This is a genomic window from Kistimonas scapharcae (assembly GCF_039540975.1).
In the GTDB taxonomy this organism is placed as follows: Bacteria; Pseudomonadota; Gammaproteobacteria; order Pseudomonadales; family Endozoicomonadaceae; genus Kistimonas; species Kistimonas scapharcae.
The window spans coordinates 1-18462 of sequence record NZ_BAABFL010000421.1; the positions used below are offsets into that span (position 1 = coordinate 1).

General features: G+C 51.2%; 16 protein-coding genes. 11 read left to right on the forward strand and 5 right to left on the reverse strand.

The features are described 5' to 3' along the window. The first annotated feature begins 67 nt into the window (after positions 1 to 67). Entirely contained in the window at positions 68 to 787 is a 720-nt protein-coding gene (locus ABD892_RS16550; RefSeq protein WP_345197037.1) for a hypothetical protein, read from the forward strand. Between the two features lie 104 nt (positions 788 to 891). Here ABD892_RS16550 and ABD892_RS16555 read toward each other — a convergent pair whose 3' ends face one another. Then, positions 892 to 1260 (reverse strand): group I truncated hemoglobin, encoded by a 369-nt coding sequence (locus ABD892_RS16555; protein WP_345197038.1) that lies wholly within the window; start codon positions 1258 to 1260, stop codon positions 892 to 894. Between the two features lie 139 nt (positions 1261 to 1399). Between ABD892_RS16555 and ABD892_RS16560 the strand changes: the two genes are divergently transcribed. Both ABD892_RS16560 and ABD892_RS16565 read left to right on the forward strand, forming a co-directional pair. Then, positions 1400 to 2419 (forward strand): type I glyceraldehyde-3-phosphate dehydrogenase, encoded by a 1020-nt coding sequence (locus ABD892_RS16560; protein ID WP_345197039.1) that lies wholly within the window; start codon positions 1400 to 1402, stop codon positions 2417 to 2419. A gap of 102 nt (positions 2420 to 2521) precedes the next feature. Then, entirely contained in the window at positions 2522 to 3022 is a 501-nt protein-coding gene (locus ABD892_RS16565) for an ATP-dependent zinc protease family protein (protein WP_345197040.1), read from the forward strand. 222 nt (positions 3023 to 3244) lie between these two features. On the opposite strand, the gene ABD892_RS16570 is transcribed toward ABD892_RS16565, so the two are convergent. Continuing rightward, positions 3245 to 3688 carry a host attachment protein gene (locus ABD892_RS16570; protein ID WP_345197041.1) on the reverse strand — a complete coding sequence of 148 codons (444 nt, stop codon included), beginning with the start codon at positions 3686 to 3688 and terminating at the stop codon, positions 3245 to 3247. Between the two features lie 242 nt (positions 3689 to 3930). Between ABD892_RS16570 and ABD892_RS16575 the strand changes: the two genes are divergently transcribed. After that, entirely contained in the window at positions 3931 to 5094 is a 1164-nt protein-coding gene (locus tag ABD892_RS16575; protein ID WP_345197042.1) for a phosphoglycerate kinase, read from the forward strand. A gap of 75 nt (positions 5095 to 5169) precedes the next feature. Here ABD892_RS16575 and ABD892_RS16580 read toward each other — a convergent pair whose 3' ends face one another. After that, entirely contained in the window at positions 5170 to 6228 is a 1059-nt protein-coding gene (locus ABD892_RS16580) for a protein kinase domain-containing protein (RefSeq protein ID WP_345197043.1), read from the reverse strand. A 365-nt stretch (positions 6229 to 6593) separates the two neighbouring features. Here ABD892_RS16580 and fba point away from each other — a divergent pair, with 365 nt between their 5' ends. From fba to ABD892_RS16605, 5 genes are all read left to right on the forward strand, one after another. After that, positions 6594 to 7658 (forward strand): class II fructose-bisphosphate aldolase, encoded by a 1065-nt coding sequence (gene fba / locus ABD892_RS16585; protein WP_345197044.1) that lies wholly within the window; start codon positions 6594 to 6596, stop codon positions 7656 to 7658. A 100-nt stretch (positions 7659 to 7758) separates the two neighbouring features. Beyond that, complete coding sequence (locus tag ABD892_RS16590; protein ID WP_345197045.1) at positions 7759 to 7986, forward strand: YgdI/YgdR family lipoprotein; 228 nt, start codon at positions 7759 to 7761, stop codon at positions 7984 to 7986. Between the two features lie 52 nt (positions 7987 to 8038). Beyond that, positions 8039 to 8254: a hypothetical protein gene (locus ABD892_RS16595; protein WP_345197046.1), complete on the forward strand. Its 216-nt coding sequence runs from the start codon at positions 8039 to 8041 to the stop codon at positions 8252 to 8254. A 35-nt stretch (positions 8255 to 8289) separates the two neighbouring features. Then, on the forward strand, positions 8290 to 9252 hold the full coding sequence (locus tag ABD892_RS16600; protein WP_345197047.1) for an alpha/beta hydrolase: 963 nt from the start codon (positions 8290 to 8292) through the stop codon (positions 9250 to 9252). Between the two features lie 209 nt (positions 9253 to 9461). Continuing rightward, entirely contained in the window at positions 9462 to 10154 is a 693-nt protein-coding gene (locus ABD892_RS16605; protein ID WP_345197048.1) for a hypothetical protein, read from the forward strand. A 13-nt stretch (positions 10155 to 10167) separates the two neighbouring features. Here the strand turns inward: ABD892_RS16605 and ABD892_RS16610 are convergent, their stop codons facing one another. Beyond that, entirely contained in the window at positions 10168 to 10782 is a 615-nt protein-coding gene (locus ABD892_RS16610; RefSeq protein WP_345197049.1) for a YigZ family protein, read from the reverse strand. Positions 10783 to 10962: 180 nt separating this feature from the next. Here ABD892_RS16610 and ABD892_RS16615 point away from each other — a divergent pair, with 180 nt between their 5' ends. Further along, positions 10963 to 11517, forward strand: coding sequence for a DUF4136 domain-containing protein (locus ABD892_RS16615; protein WP_345197050.1), 555 nt, complete (start codon positions 10963 to 10965; stop codon positions 11515 to 11517). Positions 11518 to 11587: 70 nt separating this feature from the next. Here the strand turns inward: ABD892_RS16615 and ABD892_RS16620 are convergent, their stop codons facing one another. Next, the gene (locus ABD892_RS16620; protein ID WP_345197051.1) at positions 11588 to 12733 is read right to left on the reverse strand and encodes a 2OG-Fe(II) oxygenase; all 1146 of its coding nucleotides are present in this window, start codon (positions 12731 to 12733) and stop codon (positions 11588 to 11590) included. A 309-nt stretch (positions 12734 to 13042) separates the two neighbouring features. Between ABD892_RS16620 and ABD892_RS16625 the strand changes: the two genes are divergently transcribed. Further along, the coding region (locus tag ABD892_RS16625) for a beta strand repeat-containing protein (RefSeq protein WP_345197052.1) at positions 13043 to 18462 on the forward strand (5420 nt) is incomplete at its 3' end.

Here is an 18462-nt window from a genome sequence, read left to right on the forward strand (position 1 = left end):
AGGCGGTAATGGGAACATGGGGATGAGCTTAGGCGGCAGAACGTGAAATCGCCTTATGTACCGGTTTTTGAGTACTTACAAAATATTTTTTACTCCGTTAATACTGGGTGCCGCTGTTTCCACCCCGATTTATTATGGGTTCTTGGAATTGGTTAGCGATTACGATGATGGAGCTCAAGGGGCGCTCTCATTTAGTTTGGGGTTGGGAACGGGAGCGGGCTTCATGCTCGGTCGGTTAGCATTTAAATGTTGTCAACGAATTGAAACCATATTTGTAGACAGGCATAACAATGCAACTGAAGAAGCAAGAAAAGTGATTCTATCCACGGTGACTACTTTTTTGAAAGCAACGGATCTGTCTCTTGAGTATGATGTGCTGGGTGTTACTCCAGCTCAATTTGATAAGATTAAAGCGTGCGCAAATGTTGATGGGAACATTACCTCTTCTTATTTGGTTAATCATGATTTTCTTGCTGCTCTATCAAGGGTTTATTGTGAGAATAACAAAGGTGAAACTGCTGGCCTCGATATTAGCTGTCTTGGAAAGAGCTCAGACTGCAGTGATATACGTGTAACCGCATATGCTGAAAGTATTCAATCAGCACTGGATGAAGGTAAACTGAACGCTCCTTACTTGGAGCGTTTTTTACGTTTTTTATTGCTTTATATTCAGAGCACAGAACCAAAACAAGCCTGTGAAGCGGCGGGAGATGATCGGTCTATTCATTCAGTTAATAGTCAGGTAGCCGCGCCTTTGGCAAGTGAAGAATCTATTTCAAACATATAAACGAATCAAGAGTCGATAATCAAAGAGCCAGATCATCAGTCTTTTGATGATCTGGCTCTTCTATTAGGGAGCCTATAACGAACAATTTTTGAGTTAATAAGTATTTACTCATTGTGTATCTGGACTATGTCATCTCGACCATCTTCAATAATGGCCAGTACCTCGTGCTGAATAGCCACTTCGACACCAATCTCTGTCAGCGTTTCCCGCAGGAGTCCCACAAGTACATTAAACTCATGGTTTGATATATTCAGGTTCTCATGAATTTCGTTCAGCGAACGGGTCTCTTCCGGCGGCTGTCCCCCAAAAACCTGGGTCATGAAAGAAACCTGCTTACGGGTCAGGCTTACGATATCCATGCTATCAAAGTAGTGACTGATCGCAGGATCATTTTGCATTTTTTCATAAAGCCGATGCATGGCTTCAAACACTGTGGAATGGCCACCCAGCCGTTCATAGAGAGAATCTGCCATTGATCGCCCTGCCCGGTTTTCTCTGTCCATTTATGGTCTGTCGGCAGTATTGCTGAGAAAAAAGCTTTTTGAAAATAGCTGCTGATAACCTCGTGATATACTCCAGCCGGTATTTTTGGAGTAATGGGTACGGGCAGGTATGGCGTTCAGACTGGCAATCAATGGGTATGGGCGTATTGGCCAGAGTGTGATGCGGGCGCTCTATGAGTGCCGCTATCGTGAGCATTTCCAGGTTGTTGCCATTAATGAACTGGCAGATATCGCCACCCTGGCCTACCTAACCCGCTATGACACGACCCATGGTCGGTTTCCAGAGCAGGTGAGCCATGAGGATGACTACCTGCAGATCAACGGCGATCACATTCTGGTGCTTAATGAGCCGGATCCTGAACGGTTGCCCTGGCGGGAGCTGGAAATTGATCTGGTGCTGGAGTGTTCAGGCTCTTTCAAAGATCGTGATACGGCTCAGCGGCATCTGGCCGCCGGTGCCGGTCGGCTGCTCTTTTCTCACCCCGCCCAGACAGATGTCGATGCCACGATTGTGTATGGACTCAATCATGAAGAGCTGAGCCCAGCACATCGAATTGTCTCCAATGCTTCCTGCACTACGAACTGCATTGTGCCGGTGTTGCATCTTCTGGATCAGGCGTTCGGTATTGAGCATGGCATGATCACGACGATTCATTCTGCCATGAACGACCAGCCGGTGATTGACGCCTACCATCATGCCGATCTGCGACTAACGCGCAGTGCACTGCAGTCAATCATTCCGGTGGATACCGGATTGGCGTTAGGGATTGACCGTCTTTTACCCTCGCTTTCTGGCCGTTTTGAGGCACTTTCCCTGCGCGTACCAACCATCAATGTATCTGCCATGGATCTAACTGTTAACCTCAAGAGCAATGTAACGGTTGAAATGATCAACGGCATATTCAGGCAGGCTTCAGGCAGTGGACGTCTACAGGGTTTGCTTGGTTATACTGAAGAGCCTCATGCGTCGGTGGATTTTAACCACGACAGCCGATCAGGGATTGTGGATGGGACCCAGACCCACGTCAGTGGCGGACGCATGGTGAAAATGCTCTGCTGGTTTGATAATGAATGGGGATTTGCCAACCGTATGCTGGATGTCAGTCGTGTATGGCTTGGAAGGCGTTAGGCTGGCTGACAACGGTGTCAGGCAATATATGATGAAAACCAGCTATGATTCTGTGTGATTCAACAACGCTAGCCTTTCATCTATCTACATCTGGGGGTATTTATGCAGCGGTGGTTACTGGTTTTTCTATCTCTAACGCTGGCAGCGTGCTCATCGGTTTCCGGACCATTCAGCAATAAGCAGGTTGTTGGGCCGGTGGAGTATATTTCGATAGAGGAAACCGGTCTGACCTACCTTGCCCGGGTGGATACAGGGGCCACAAAAGTTTCACTTCATGCTTGGGATATGGCCGTTCAGGATCCGGCTCCGATCATGGAGGATAATGTAGGCAAGACGATCCATTTCAAAACATCGAACGAGTCTGGCAAGGTCATCGAAGCCGATGCAGAAATTGTGGATATCGTGATGGTTAGAAGCTCTCACGGCGCCAAAATGCGTTATGTGGTTGAAATGAATCTCGCGTTTCAGGGGCAGAGTAAACCGGTTGAAGTCAACCTCAATAACCGGGATAGCATGACCTATCCTCTCCTGCTGGGACGTAACTGGCTCAGTGGTGATTTTCTGGTGGATGTAGAGCGGCCAGAAATCAAGCCAGAACAGTAAATCTGTTCTGGCCTTAATAAGGTTAATCGACCTTGAGCTTGCCCTGCTCATCGTAATACGCCGACTCATGCCAGTGCTTGGTGGTTTCAAGGCAATTGATGAAGCCGGCTAAGGAAAGCCTGCTTATCCTGCTTGGATAATGTGGCGTCTTTACTGGAACTCGATGCCCAGCTCTTCCGATTCTTTGTAACGATTCATCGTGATTACCGCCCGTGCTCAGAATTAACTGGTTTCTAACTGTGCCAGAAGGTGATCGATAATGGCACTGTCACTTTCCTTCACCAGATCTTTGTTGATGTGCCCGCCCTGCGGCACATTCTTGCTGATTTCCGGCAGGATTTCGCCCAGTAGCTTGGGGGGAGCGCACAGGTTGATGGTGTCAAAGCGGTGAAGATCAAAAGCATGGTTTATGCTGGTGCCGATCATGTGGGCAAAGTTATGGGATTCATGGGCTTTCGGGGAAGCGTCAGTACCTACGGCACGGCTGGTGTGACTGCCTGACGATGTAATGGTGTGTCCTGGCCCTGAAGAGACAAAGGCCTGGTTCTTCCACCTGCCCTCTTCGTGCTCAACCTCGTCAATTAACGTCAACGTCTTTTTATGCCGGTCAAAATCATAAACTCTGGCTGCGCTGTTATCAGCGACCAGTACCCAGGTAGATGCCATGGGATGTACCTCTCATTGGTCATTTGACCATCGACAGCGGATGTCAGGGAAAAGATAGTTCAAGACGCCTGTTGTCGCCTGTCGGCAGGTATGAACCGGGTTGTTATCGTGATAATGCCGCAGAAAGGCTATGGTTTACTGATCCTGAAACATGACCGCCGGCGTACGCTTGTGGTAATGTCCGTGCCTTTCCGGCGAATGTCTGAGCCGGCTTGTCAGAAGCTGTCGTAAGGAAGCCTGAGATGACCGTTCTGAAGATGACCGATCTGGATCTGAGAGGTAAACGCGTTCTGATCCGTGAGGACCTCAATGTTCCTGTAAAAGAAGGACGGGTAACCAGCGATGCCCGTATCCTTGCCTCGTTGCCCACCATTGAGCATGCCCTGAAGGCTGGCGCCAAGGTTATGGTGACCTCCCACCTGGGGCGTCCTGTAGAAGGCGAGTATGACCCTGAATTCTCCCTGCAGCCGGTGGCGGACTACATCAGCGAAAAGCTTGGCTGTGACGTACCGCTGATCCGAGACTGGATCAAGGGTGGTTTCACCGTGGATGACGGTAGCCTGGTGATTCTTGAGAACGTTCGCTTTAACCCGGGCGAAAAGAAAGACGACGAAGCACTGGCTCGCAAGATGGCAGCCCTCTGCGATATCTACGTGATGGATGCCTTTGGTACTGCGCACCGTGCCCAGGCCTCAACCCACGGTGTCGGCCTTTACGCGCCGGTTGCCTGCGCCGGTCCGCTGCTGGTGGCTGAGCTGGATGCCCTGTCTCGTGCGCTGGGTAACCCTGAACGGCCCATGACCGCGATTGTTGGCGGCTCCAAGGTGTCTACCAAACTGACGGTACTGGAATCTCTGTCTGATGTCTGTGACCAGCTGATTGTTGGTGGTGGTATCGCTAACACCTTCCTGGCGGCAGCCGGTTATGCTGTGGGTAAGTCCCTCTGCGAGCATGACATGATTCCCCAGGCCAAAGCCCTGCTGGAAAAGGTCAATATTCCCCTGCCCCTCGATGTTGTTGTTGGTAAGGCATTCAGTGAAGATGCAGAAGCCACCATCAAATTGGTGGATGATGTCGCGGATGATGACATGATCTTCGATATTGGCCCGCAGACCCGTGAGCTGTTCGCCAATATTCTCAAGGATGCCCGTACCATCATCTGGAACGGCCCGGTCGGCGTGTTTGAGTTTGACCAGTTTGGTGAAGGCACCAAGGCGATGTCTCTGTCGATTGCTGAGTCCCCGGCATTTTCCATTGCGGGTGGCGGCGACACATTGGCTGCTGTCGATAAATATGGCATCAAGGACAAGGTATCCTACATCTCTACAGGTGGCGGTGCGTTCCTTGAGTATGTAGAAGGTAAAATGTTGCCGGCGGTTGCAATGCTGGAAAAGCGAGCGAATTAAGCTACCGGTCATTGAGTGACAGCAACGGATACTGTTAATTATCCGTTGCTGTTTTATACACAACCAACATCTTCGTTATTGAACAATGCAGCATTGCGGCACACAGCGGCGGTAATGCCGTACCTCTCCATGCTCCCGGTTCATTTTATCCAATGCGGCCTGTTGATAACGAACAATGTGTTTTGGGTGAAGGCGATCTGTTGCTTTGTCCTGTATTTCTGCGAAAGCGAGAATAAGGAATTCTTCTTTCCAGTTGGTGCTGACTTCTTTTATGAGTATTGATATATCTGAAACATAAGCCAGGTTGAGTTTCTTAGGTGTACTTTGGAGAATATCGTCAATGCTCCTCTGATCAGGTTTTTGAGTTTTTAAATTATTCATATAGTCTCGCAAAGTTTCTTCAATAAATGTTTTTTTCTCTTCATCGTTTTGGAAATTCAGGTATTCAATAAATTCTTCTGGTTTCTCTGGATAAGGAGATAGCTCTTTGATTTTTTCTGGGTGTATTGCTATCTCCATGAGCAATATGCCAAAAGAGAACCAGTCGGAATAGCATGTGTATGAAAGCTGTTGCATTGATTCTGGTGCCATGTATTCCAGTTTCCCTTTGTATTCAAGCGAATGATCCCCTTGACGCTGTGAAAGTCCAAGATCACATACTTTCCACCAGTTTTCCTTGTATTCCAGCACGTTGTCTGGCTTTAAGTCACAAAGGACAATGCCTTTTTTCTGTAAGTAAGTTAACCCGTTAGCGATATCTCTTCCGACGCCCCTTCCTTGATGCTCTGTCAGATTTCCATAATCTAAGAGATTCTGCAGACTTTGCTGGCACCTCTCAAAAACTAATACCGTTTTTTGGGAGTGTGTGAATGAGCCGAATAGTTTTAGGATATTCTCGGGGTCACGTATTTCTCTTAATAATGTGAGTTCGTTGATTATCTGGCTTTCTTCCCATGGCTCTTTTGCAAATTTAAACGCGCAACTGAATTTTTCGAGCCGTTCATCGTCTCTCTGCTCATTTGCATCCATGTGACGATAGAGAAGAATATTTGCAAAGTTTCCTGTGCCTATAGGCTGCATTTCATAGTCTATTTTGGCTGCCTGCGGTTTGTGCTGGTAATCGGCGAAATGCAAGATGGACGCTTCAATTGCGTTTTTATCGCCACAGACTATGTCAATATCAAATAAGCTGAGTGATTTTTCACCTGCGTATCCTCCCTGGCAGGCTCCGGTGGTGTGGATTCAAAGTGTAATCATGGGTATATAGAGTCGATCATAAATCGAGAGTTCCCTGCGTCTGGGGCTGAGTCAATAAAGCTGTCTTCGCTGACAAGGATGTCGTGCGTGTTCGGGTTATGCACCATTTCAACCTGCGCCAATCTGTCATACACTCTCACCGCATTTATCCTACCGCAGATGACCGGATACCCTGACTCGCGTAAGTATGGTGCCGGAGATAGTGCGGGTACTGTCCCAAATTCCAATGATGAGGATCAGTCATGGCTTTGATCAGCATGCGCCAGATGCTGGACCACGCCGCCGAGCACGGTTACGGCGTACCGGCTTTCAACGTCAACAACCTGGAGCAGATGCGCGCCATCATGATGGCGGCGGACCAGACCGACAGCCCGGTCATTGTTCAGGCTTCGGCCGGTGCCCGTAAGTATGCCGGTGCACCTTTCCTGCGCCATCTGATCCTGGCGGCAATTGAAGAGTTCCCTCATATCCCCGTGGTGATGCATCAGGATCACGGCACATCGCCAGATGTCTGCCAGCGTTCCATCCAACTGGGCTTCAGCTCTGTCATGATGGACGGTTCCCTGAGAGCGGACGGCAAGACCCCGTCTGACTGGGACTATAACGTGGCAGTGACCCGTCGCACTGTCGAAATGGCGCATGCCTGCGGTGTCTCTGTGGAAGGTGAGCTGGGCTGCCTGGGCTCCCTGGAAACCGGCCAGGCCGGTGAAGAAGACGGTGTTGGCGCTGAAGGCACCCTGAGCCACGACCAGCTGCTGACCGATCCCGATGAAGCGGCGGAATTCGTCAAGCTGACCGGTGTGGATGCCCTGGCCATTGCCTGTGGTACCAGCCATGGTGCTTACAAGTTCACCCGTCCGCCCACTGGCGACATCCTGGCCATTGACCGTATCAAGGCGATCCATGAGCGTATTCCGGATACTCACCTGGTTATGCACGGTTCTTCCAGCGTACCGCAGGAGTGGCTGGCCATTATCAACGAATACGGTGGCGAGATTCCGGAAACCTACGGTGTACCGGTTGAACAGATCCAGGAAGGCATCAAGCATGGTGTTCGCAAGGTGAATATTGATACTGATCTGCGCCTGGCGTCCACTGGCGCGATCCGTCGCTTCCTGGCGCATAACAAAGCGGAGTTCGATCCGCGTAAATATCTGAATGAAACCATCAAGGCGATGGCGGATATCTGTGTGGCACGCTATGAAGCGTTTGGTACGGCTGGTAATGCCAGCAAGATCAAGCCGGTCAGCCTGGACGTGATGTTTGAGCGTTATGCCAGCGGTGATCTGGATCCGAAGATTTCCTGATCTTCAAAGAAAGGGCGGCCATAAGGTCGCCCTTTCTGGTTTTATGGCGGAATTCTTTTTGCTGACTATGCTCTGAACGTCGATTTTCGGAGTTGTCGCGATGTTTCGTCCATTGACTGGTCTTGTGCCGCCTGCTGTCATGCTCGCCTGTCTGGTGGTGAGTGGCTGTTCTTCCCCCCATGTGATCAAGCTGAATGATGGTCGTGAAATCATCACAAGAAACATGCCGCATTACGATGAGGATTCCGGTTTTTACCAGTTCACCACGGAGGCTGGGGAAAATATGCAGTTGAATCGCAACCTGATTGAGTCGATAACTAAAAAATAGAGGGCTGGCGGGTACAGACTGTTGCGTCTGAACAGTATGCCGGAATAAAGGAATGAAGCCGCCCACCCGGTTCATCAGGGTTGAAGAATCACAGGGCAGTGAAGGCGGGCAGCCTCTGGATATTACTTTAAGGCGATTCTGGCCGGTCGGCTATAAGACCATCCGCTATGGTACGTTAGTCGGAGTGTGGTATCAGACAATAATAATGACGACAGGAAAACGCTTTGTCGTGCTGTATTGTAAGCAGATTGGGCAATACTCCGTATAATTGCCTTTTTGAACGTGTTGAATGGACGAACGGATTTGAACCGGCAGATTATAGAAAACCTTAAATCTTCCCTGCCTGCGCTGGAGCTGGGAAGTGCGTTAGAACCCGATGCTGACCTCCGGGCGTATCTGGATTTCTACGCGATGTCGCCGGAACACTTCCTGCCGGGTGTTCAGCATGATATTGGCTTTCTGGAAGTGGATGGCTATAAGCTGGCTACCCATGTATGGCGTCCGGAGCATCCGGTGGGTACCGTGCTCCTTGTGCATGGCTATTATGACCACGCCGGCCTGTACGGTCATCTTGTCCGTTTCTGGCTGGAGGAAGGGTACGCCGTGATAATCCATGACCTGCCGGGGCATGGGCTGTCCTCTGGCTCAATTGCCAGTATTGACTGTTTCAGCCGTTACTCCATGGTGTTTCGTCACTGTCTTGAGTGGGCCAGGGGCAAGCTGCCCGGTCCCTGGTACCTGCAGGGACAGAGTACCGGTGGCGCCATTATCACCGATACGCTGGTGAACTACCCGGAGCTGATGGAACGCTACGATATTGCCGATGTTTTCCTGATGGCGCCACTGGTGCGTCCGATGCTCTGGCGTATGGGGTTAGTGCAATATTTCCTGCTGCGTACATTTGTGTCGTCGGTGCCGCGTTCCCGTTCCAATAACTCCAATGATCAGGCATTTCTTGAGTTTCTGGCCAACGACCCTTTGCAATCCAATATCCTGCCGGTTGAGTGGGTCGGGGCTCTGCACCAGTGGATACGGCGTATCGAATCGTTTCGGAAACCCTGTCCTTGTTCGCCGCTGATTATCCAGGGACAACGCGATAAAACGGTCAATTGGCAGCATAACCTGAAGGTATTGAAGCGGTTGTACACAAACCCGGATGTTTTCCTCATCCCCGACGGTTGCCACCATCTGGCCAATGAAATCGAAAGTATCCGTGAACAATATTTTGAGGTAATCCGAAAACGTCTGGCAAAAAGACAGGGGTGATGTCATCAAAATGTTAACCCATGCAGGGCTCTGGCAAGACATCGTTGGGAACTCCCGTTAAAATCTCCACCTGACAATTCACCCGCCAGGGATGTAAACAAGAATAAGTAATGGGGGTTGTTGTGAAGGGTCTCACCAGATGGTTTACCGGTCGGTTACTGATATGCGCTTGTCTGTGTGTTGTAACGTCTGTACGAGCAGATGTTACGGTGCTGGATACGGTTCGCCAGCTGCATATGCAGGTATTTCGAATCGGCAGTGATCTCTTTGTTCAGCGGGGCGAGTTGGGACTGGCCGTTGATCAGCAGAGCGTGCAGGCGGAATTGCAGCAGGCAACACGCTTGCTGGAGCAGATCGTGTCTGCTGAGAGTTCCGGCATTTCAGATGAGCAGCGCGACGCATTGAAGGCATTATGGCCTGCATATGAGCGTAAAGTGGCTGATGCGGCAGCGCTGGATTTGCATGAACAGGATTTCGAGTGGGACTTCAACCTGACGTATACGGAACAGCTTCGTGAATTGGATGCCCTTCTTGAAGGTATAGCGACAAGCCTCTCTTCGACACCAGAACAGCAGCTGCTTTACCAGCAGGCCGTGCGGATCCAGTATATGGCGGCACGTTATACGGCCCGCGCTTACATTGGTGCTTTACATACGCTGGATCAGGACGGTTATTTTGACCGCGATCTCAACCTTCTGGCGGACGATATGGATCAGGCGTTGCAGCAGCTGAGTCAGGCTGGGGTGTCGTCAGAACAGTTAAAGCCTGTAAGCCAGCGCTGGCGTTACATTCGTGGTCGATATCAGGATTATCAGGTAAACCTTGCACCGATGGTCGTTGCGAAACAGACCCGGACAATTGTTGATAATCTGCTGGAACTGGCACGTTCTCTATCAGGTTAATTGGCTGACATTATCATTTTTGTGGTTGCAGTTGCCCATCGCTGGCTTGCAGTAGCTGCTGGCAGAAGGCGTTGTAACAGCGGGCATCGAGAGAGCAGCGCAATATGATGATCTCGGTGTAGAGGCGCTCCTCAATAACGCCGGAATATTGCGCCAGTAGATACTCAACGGTTTTCAGCGTGCCGTATTCGCACTGCAGGGAAAACGTATACTGGGGTATTTTCTCTCGACTCTGTAGCTGCCTGAGTGCATCGGCAACACCGCCGCCATAGGCTTTGACCAGACCTCCTGTGCCCAGTTTAATGCCGCCGGAATAACGTACCACCACTGCACAGACTTCACCCAGCCCGGAACCCTGTAACTGTGCCAGCATCGGCTTGCCTGCGGTTCCGCTGGGTTCTCCGTCATCACTGAACCCCCATTGCTGTCCATCACCGGGGTTACCGGCAATAAACGCTGAACAGTGATGACGGGCAGCGGGATGTTCGGCTTTGATCTGGCGAATGTATGCCAATGCCGCTTCTCGGCCCGGAGTGTGGGCAAGATATGTCAGGAAGCGACTCTTCTTGATGACGTCTTCCAGGCAAACCGTGTTTTCCGGAATAAAAAAGGGGGATATGTCAGACATGAAGTACTGCATCAGTGTCATTGTTTGATGACAGTTGTCGTATCTGTCACCGAGGCTGCCCTCAATGATAATGGCGCCTTACAGTATGGCAAGTGGATGTCAGCAAGCCGTAAAAACGATGCCTTTTAAACGACTATTTACATATAGTGGTTAGGGTGCAGGCGAATGAAGGATGGGATGATGAAACCAATACAAACGTTTATGTTTCTACTTCTGTCACTGGTTCTGGTGGCCTGTTCCAGCATAAAAGTGGATCGTGATTTTGATCCCGGCTATCAATATACGTCGTTATCACGCTATGCATGGCTGCCTCAGGCAGATAACAAGGGTGATTATGACAAAGATAGTTTGCAGGACCGTCGCATCAGAGCGGCGGTAGACCATACACTGGCAGCACAGGGCTACGAGCAGGTGAGTCCTGATGAGGCTGATTTCCTGATTCACTACTTCACTGGAAGCAAGACGCGGCGGGATGAAACCCATGTCACCGTTGGCATGGGCTACCATACGTTGCCATGGACCATGGGCGCCAGAACGGAAACCCGGGTTCGGGATTATGAGGAAGGTCAGCTGACGCTGGATATTATTGAGCCGAGCAGTCGCCAGCTGATCTGGCGAGGTGTTGCTAAACGACGATTGCCTGAAAAATCCTCACCGGAAAAAAGAACAGCCTTCATTCAGGAAGCAGTTCAGGAAACGTTGAAGGCGTTTCCTCCGGACAGTGTTGTCAATTAATACGCGCCAAGAAAAGGCCCTTTCCTCAACAAAGAGGAAAGGGCCTTTTCTATTTAATATCTAGTGTCGTTTATTGTACCTGTTGATCCCAGTCATCACTTTGATCATCACAACGGTAGGGTTCGACACCGTCACCCAGAAAGCAGTTGTTGGCTTCCCGTATTTTAGCGGCGGCATCGTCATAGAGAAACGGCAGGGTGACATATCGGGTGCCTCGTGTCACCGGTGTGGCGGCATGCATCAGAGAACAGGAAAATACGATGGCGCCCCCAGTGGGCGCCTTGTAGCGGCGGTTCCCGTACTCCGGGAACCAAAGTTCACCGCCGTCGTAGTCTTCACTGTTGAGGTTAATGCTGATGGCAAAGCGGCGATGCGCTGTTCCCTTGGTCGTGTTGTCACGGTGTTCCTTGAAAAAGCCAGCATCACTGCTGTCGTAGCAGGCGACGATATAGCGTTCAATCCGTGTTGCCTGGAACTGGAAAGCTTTGGTGATCTCAGGCACCAGCCGGGTTCTGATCCGGTATTTCAGGGCATCCTGCAGTGATTCATCGTCAATATTGATATCCGAGCGGCGTTTGACACCGGAATCCTGCAACTCAAGGGTTTTGCCATCGACAGTACGCATAAAACCGGACGGTTCAGGCTGGCCGTCGTGGTAATACTGCATCAGGGTTTGGCAGAGGTCATCCTCCAGAATTCTTGGAACGAGCAGGACAGGGGCCCAGAGCTCAATATTGGAGGAAACATGGTGGGCGGGATCCGGCAGGCTACGCAGGGTATCAATGAAATCTTCCGGTTGATCAATGCTGCCCTTGGCAAAAACACGCAGCGTTGGATCCAGTACCAGCCAGTAGGGATAGAACACATCCTTGCCTTCGACCGTGTCATAACCTAAAGCGCCATATTCCCTCGCAATACTGGCATCCTTGTCATAGAAAATACGCTGCTTGGGAAAAGCATCCAGGGCAAGACGGTTTTCCTGATCTTTGGGATTCAGTGTGACAGCAAAACGCACGCTGTGATCATCATTGGATGTTAAATCTGCTGTTTTTATCGCGTTAAGAAATTGAATAACCGGTGGTGCAGCACAATTACCCAGGAAAACCAGGCCAACAAAGCGGCCTCCAAGGCTGGAAAAGGCAAAGCGTGGATTATAAACCGTATGGGCATAGAACCAGGGAACGGGCTCCCCCCAGGAGGGTGATTTAATAGGCATGATAAAATCTGATCCTGTTTTTTTGATTGTCTTATAGAAATTATAAGTAAAAAAAATTTTTTAATTAAAATTCGTTTTTATTTTTTATTTTTATTTTTTTATTTGTTTTGTTGATTCTTTGAATTAGCGCCGACAACTGGCTATAAATTATTAAGATAACCTGCGTTTGCAGGGTTCTATTCATTCCTCAATAAAGTGTTCTGACGGAATTGTGTCGGTTTAATTAATAATTTGTTGTTTTTAATTAATAAATGATCGGATTTTTGTGTCTTTTCCTGACGCTGTCAGGAATAAAACAGGGATGTTGCCATGGCCGATGAAAACGGCGCCAGTGGTGATCAGCAGTCAGAAACCACCGGTGCTTCCGGGTCAAGCCAGGGAAGCGCTACCAAAGTTGAAGAAGTCCGTTACGAGGCGCTATCCACATCGGTAGTCAAGCCTGCGGCGGCTGATACCCAGTATTTGTTGGATGTGAATCCTGATGAAATAAGAATGGAGGTCAGGGGGCCTGACTTTGTTCTTATTTATCCCGGTGGTATTGAAGTGACCTTGCTGTTAGCAGGGGTCATGACAGCAACAGAAAAACCCCTGGAATTTAAATTTGCTGACGGCACCGTTATTACCGGCGATGAATTTATTGCCAAAGCAAATTTTGTTGAATCAGAAGATGTGCCGATTTCCACCCTGAAAGGGCTGGAGGGTGACTCGGATGAGCTGGAAGAAGCACCGGGTTCCTCTGGGCAGACGGATGCCGATGGGTCTTACAGTGAAGCTGCCGACTCAAAGAAACAGTCCCAGGCCAGCAAGGATATCAAAAAGAATGATGAAGAATTCAAGCAAAAACCGGTAGAAGAGGTGGAGCCCCGGGAAGGGGACTTCACCGAGAGCCTTGAAGCCTCAAGCTCGGCGACATCCTCCGCTACAGAGGAGGATGTCGGACCCTCCATTGCGGAAACCAATATTGATATCTCATTCTCGGTATCGGTGACCAACGTTGGCGCCCGGTCGGCCGGCCAACTGATTATTGGGGGGGGCGGTAACAATCCTTCCATCAGTCAGAGTGATCCTGAACAGCATCTGGGTACGGAGTATTTTGGTGGTGATCTGGATGGTTTGGACGGTGGCTTGCCTGATATTTCACTGAACAAAAGCAATGCGCTGGAAATCTACGGTGATGATCCGTCGCTGTTCAGCAGTACCCAGAACAGTAAAGTGTTAAATCTGCAAAATGACGCCAACATCACTGATATTGCAGCAATTTACGTTGAAAATATGCCAGATGGATGGGCGGTGTCCGGCGGTTCCGATCAGGGAGAAGGCAGCTGGCTGCTGCCCAGCCTGTCCGCATTTACCCTGAAGTTTCCCACCCAGTCAGACAGCCAGATCGTTGATCTCTCCTTCCGGGTGGTGTTCAAGGATGGCTCGGAAAATGATTACGGCATGCCGGTTGTCCTGCGTGATGCCACGGATCCTGATGATCTGGTTCTGACATCCACAGGCCTGGCTCCGCTGGTGCTGGATACCAGCCCGACCGGTGATCAAATCACCAGTGGTGATCAGGATGACATCATTCATGCCGGTGTGGGTGATGACGTGATTAATGCAGCCGGAGGTGACGACATCATCTCCGGCGGTGTGGGAAATGACACCCTGGATGGTGGTGAAGGCTCAGATACCGTTCAGTACAGTTATGAATATCTCGGCAATACGGTAGGGCCCGAGAGTGGCGTCACTGTCAGTCTGGGGTCGGGTACGGTCATGGATGATGGTTACGGAACCTCCGATACCATCATCAACTTTGAGAATGTCACCGGAACGATTCACGACGATACCATCACCGGTAGCGAATACGTCGATGTGGATAACAATGGCGCCAACGTACTCACCGGTCTGGCGGGCGATGACACGCTGAATGGTCTGAGTGGTGATGACACCCTGATTGGCGGTGTGGGAATGGATACGCTGAATGGCGGATTCGGCAACGATGATCTGGATGGTGGAAGTGATGACGATACCCTGTTCGGTGGTGACGGTGATGACACGCTGAAAGGCGGTGCTGGTGCGGATAGCCTTGATGGTGGTAACGACACCGATACGGTGGATTACAGTGATGAAACCGGCCCTGTCCAGGTCAACCTGTCGACGAATACAGCGACGGATACCGCGGGTGATACCGACACACTGACCAATATTGAAAACGTGACAGGCAGTACAGGTGATGACCAGATTGTCGGTGACCTGGGGGCAAACGTCCTTAACGGTATAGACGGCAATGACACAATATTCGGTGGCGATGGCGCGGATACGATCAATGGCGGTTCCGGCAATGACACCATCAATGGCAACCAGGGGGATGATGTCATTGATGGGGGGACGAATGACGACACTATCCATGGCGGTTTTGGTAACGATACCCTGGACGGCGGCGACGGTATCGACACGCTGGATATGGTGGGGACTGTTACCGGCGCTTTTGATACGCCGGATGATATGACGGTGGATCTAAGCGGGTCTCCGGATGGCACAGGACCTGTCATCGTCAACAAGAGTTACGGTGGCGGCGTCAATACCGGTACCGATACAGTGACCGGTTTTGAAAATGTCATCACAGATCATGGCAATGACACCCTCATCGGTAATGATCTGGATAATGTCCTGAGCAGCGGACGTGGCGACGATACGCTGAACGGTGGTGAAGGGCACGATACGTTACTGGGGGGAACTGGTAATGACACACTGATTGGTGGCGCCGGAAACGATATTCTTGAAGGGGGCGATGATAACGATACCCTGGAGGGCGGAGCCGGTAATGATGTGCTTCGCGGTGGTGACGGTATTGATACCGTCAGTTTTGCCAGTCTCAGTAATGCGGTCAATGTTGACCTGAGTGACGGTCGTATTTCCAATGATGGCCTGGGTGGTACGGACACCATCGATTCCATCGAAAACCTGGAGGGCACCAATCTGGCCGCCCAGGGCGATATCCTGCTCGGTGATGCGTCAGACAACCAGATATTCGGTCTGGATGGCGACGACACACTGGGTGGCGGCGGTGGAACCAATACGCTGGATGGTGGGAGCGGGAGCGATACCGTCAGTTATGCCAGTGAAACCGATGACATCACGGTTGATCTGGATAATACGGGTAGCCCTGTCGTTACAGCCTCCGGTCAAGACACGCTCATTTCCATCGAAAATGTCTCCGGCGGCTCCGGCGACGATACCCTGAAAGGCACTGCAGATGATAACACTATCAGCGGTGGCGGCGGCGACGATACGCTCATAGGCCGGGCAGGTAATGATACGCTGGATGGCGGCAACCATGGTTTGATCGGTGATACCGTCGATTACAGTGGTGCATCAGGCGATGTGACGGTCAACCTTTCCACTACCGATTACACGACAGCCTTTGGTATTGGTGCCAGCACGGCCCAGGACGGTGATCTGGGTACTGATACCGTTTTGAATCTTGAAAATGTCATTGGTTCCAGCGGCGATGACACGATCATTGGGAATGCCTCAGACAATACCCTGCAGGGCGGTGCCGGCAGCGATACCTTCGTGGGTGGCGACGGCAGTGATACTTTCGATGGCGGAAGCGGGGCAGAGAGTGATACCGCCGACTATTCCCAGGTGACCGGTGATATCGCGGTTGATCTGGAAAACGATCTTGCCAGTAATGATGGCTTCAATAACACCGACACCCTGACCAGCATTGAAAATGTGACCGGCGGCGCCGGAGATGACGTGATCACCGCAGCTGAGACCGGCACAGAAGGTAATGAGCTGCGTGGTAATGCCGGTGATGATCAGCTCTCCGGCGGTGGTGGTGTTGATGTGCTGGATGGTGGGGATGGTGACGATACGCTGATCGGTGGTGCAGGTCAGGATCAGTTGATCGGTGGTGAAGGCAATGAAACCAATGGTGATACAGCCGATTACAGCAGCGCGAGCATTGCACTTCAGGTTGACCTGACCAGCGGGATTGTCGCCAATGATGGCACGGGCAGCCAGGATACGATTTCCGGTATTGAAAATGTCATGGGTGGTTCCGGTGATGACCAGCTGACCGGTAACGTTGATGACAATACGCTAACGGGTAATGGGGGTGATGATGTCCTCGATGGCGCCGGTGGCGCGGATACCCTGGAAGGCGGCTCCGGTGATGATCAGCTGACCGGAGGCAGTGGCAATGACACCCTGAATGGTGGAACCGTCGGCGAAACCAATGGTGATACTGCGGATTACAGTGCCGATTCGACCGACCTGAATGCCGATCTGGAAGCCGGCTTTGCCAGCAGTGTACTCAGTGGTAATGACACGCTTATCAGCATTGAAAATATCACGGGCGGAAGTGGTGACGACAACCTGCTGGGCGATAGCGACGATAATCAACTCCTGGGTGGTGCCGGTGATGATGTCCTGCGTGGACGGGGTGGCAGCAATACCCTCAATGGCGGTGAAGGCGGTGAGACCAAAGGTGATACGGTTGATTATTCCAACAGCACCGGTGTTGTCACGGTTGCGCTGGACGGATCACTGACGAACGCAAACGGCATTGATGCCGGAACCGATACCCTGATCGATATTGAGAATGCGACGGGCGGCAGCAACAATGACACGCTGGTCGGTAATGCAGATAACAATATCCTGAGCGGTAATGCCGGTGATGACCTGATGCGTGGCGGCGCGGGTAACGATATTTTCTATGGCGAAACGGAAGCCGGGGGCACCAATCCGATCAGCCAGGGTAGTGATACGGTCAGCTATTCACTGGCGGCGAGCGATGTCACGGTTGATCTTTCAGCGCGTTTGGCCAGTGATGATGGCGATGGTGGCAGCGACTTCCTGTATGGCATTGAGAACGTCACGGGTAGCGCTGGCCAGGATACTATCACTGGTGACGCCAATGACAACACGCTCAAAGGTGAAGGCGATAACGATACGCTGGCCGGTGGCGCTGGCGATGACATTCTTGATGGTGGCGCAGGCACCGGTGATCTGGCGGATTATAGCGACGCCGGTAACGCGATTACCGTTGATCTTGCTGTAGGTCGGGCGAGTGATGATGGCGATGGTGGAGAAGACACGCTGCTCTTCATCGAGAATGTGACCGGCGGCGGGGGCAACGATGATATCCGTGGGTCTTCGGAAGCCAATATCCTCATCGGTGGCAATGGTGATGACCTGCTCTTCGGTGGCGCCGGTGATGATGTGCTGGATGGTGGCGGTAATACCGATACTGTCACCTTCGCAGGTTATGGTCGTGGTGTTATTGCGACGCTGGCAGATAGTGGCGATGGCACGGCGACGGATGCCGGAAATACAGAAACCGATACCCTTCGAAATATTGAGAACATTACCGGAACCGGTTCTTATGGGGACACGCTGACAGGCAATAACGTCGATAATGTCCTGTCTGGTGGTGGTGGGGATGACATTCTGAACGGTGCTGCCGGTTCAGATACGCTCTACGGTGAAGGTGGCAATGACACACTTTCGGGGGGAACCGGAAGTGACACCTTCGATGGCGGATCGGAGTTGGATACGGTCACTTATGATGGTGTCACCCAGAATGTCACGGTCAATCTGCAAGCCGGCACAGGTAATGATGGTACGGGTGGCAGTGACTCATTTACCAGCATAGAGAACGTGATCGGCGGCAGCGGCAACGACACCCTGACCGGCACGGACAGCACGACGGTGGGCAATGCCCTGACCGGCGGCGC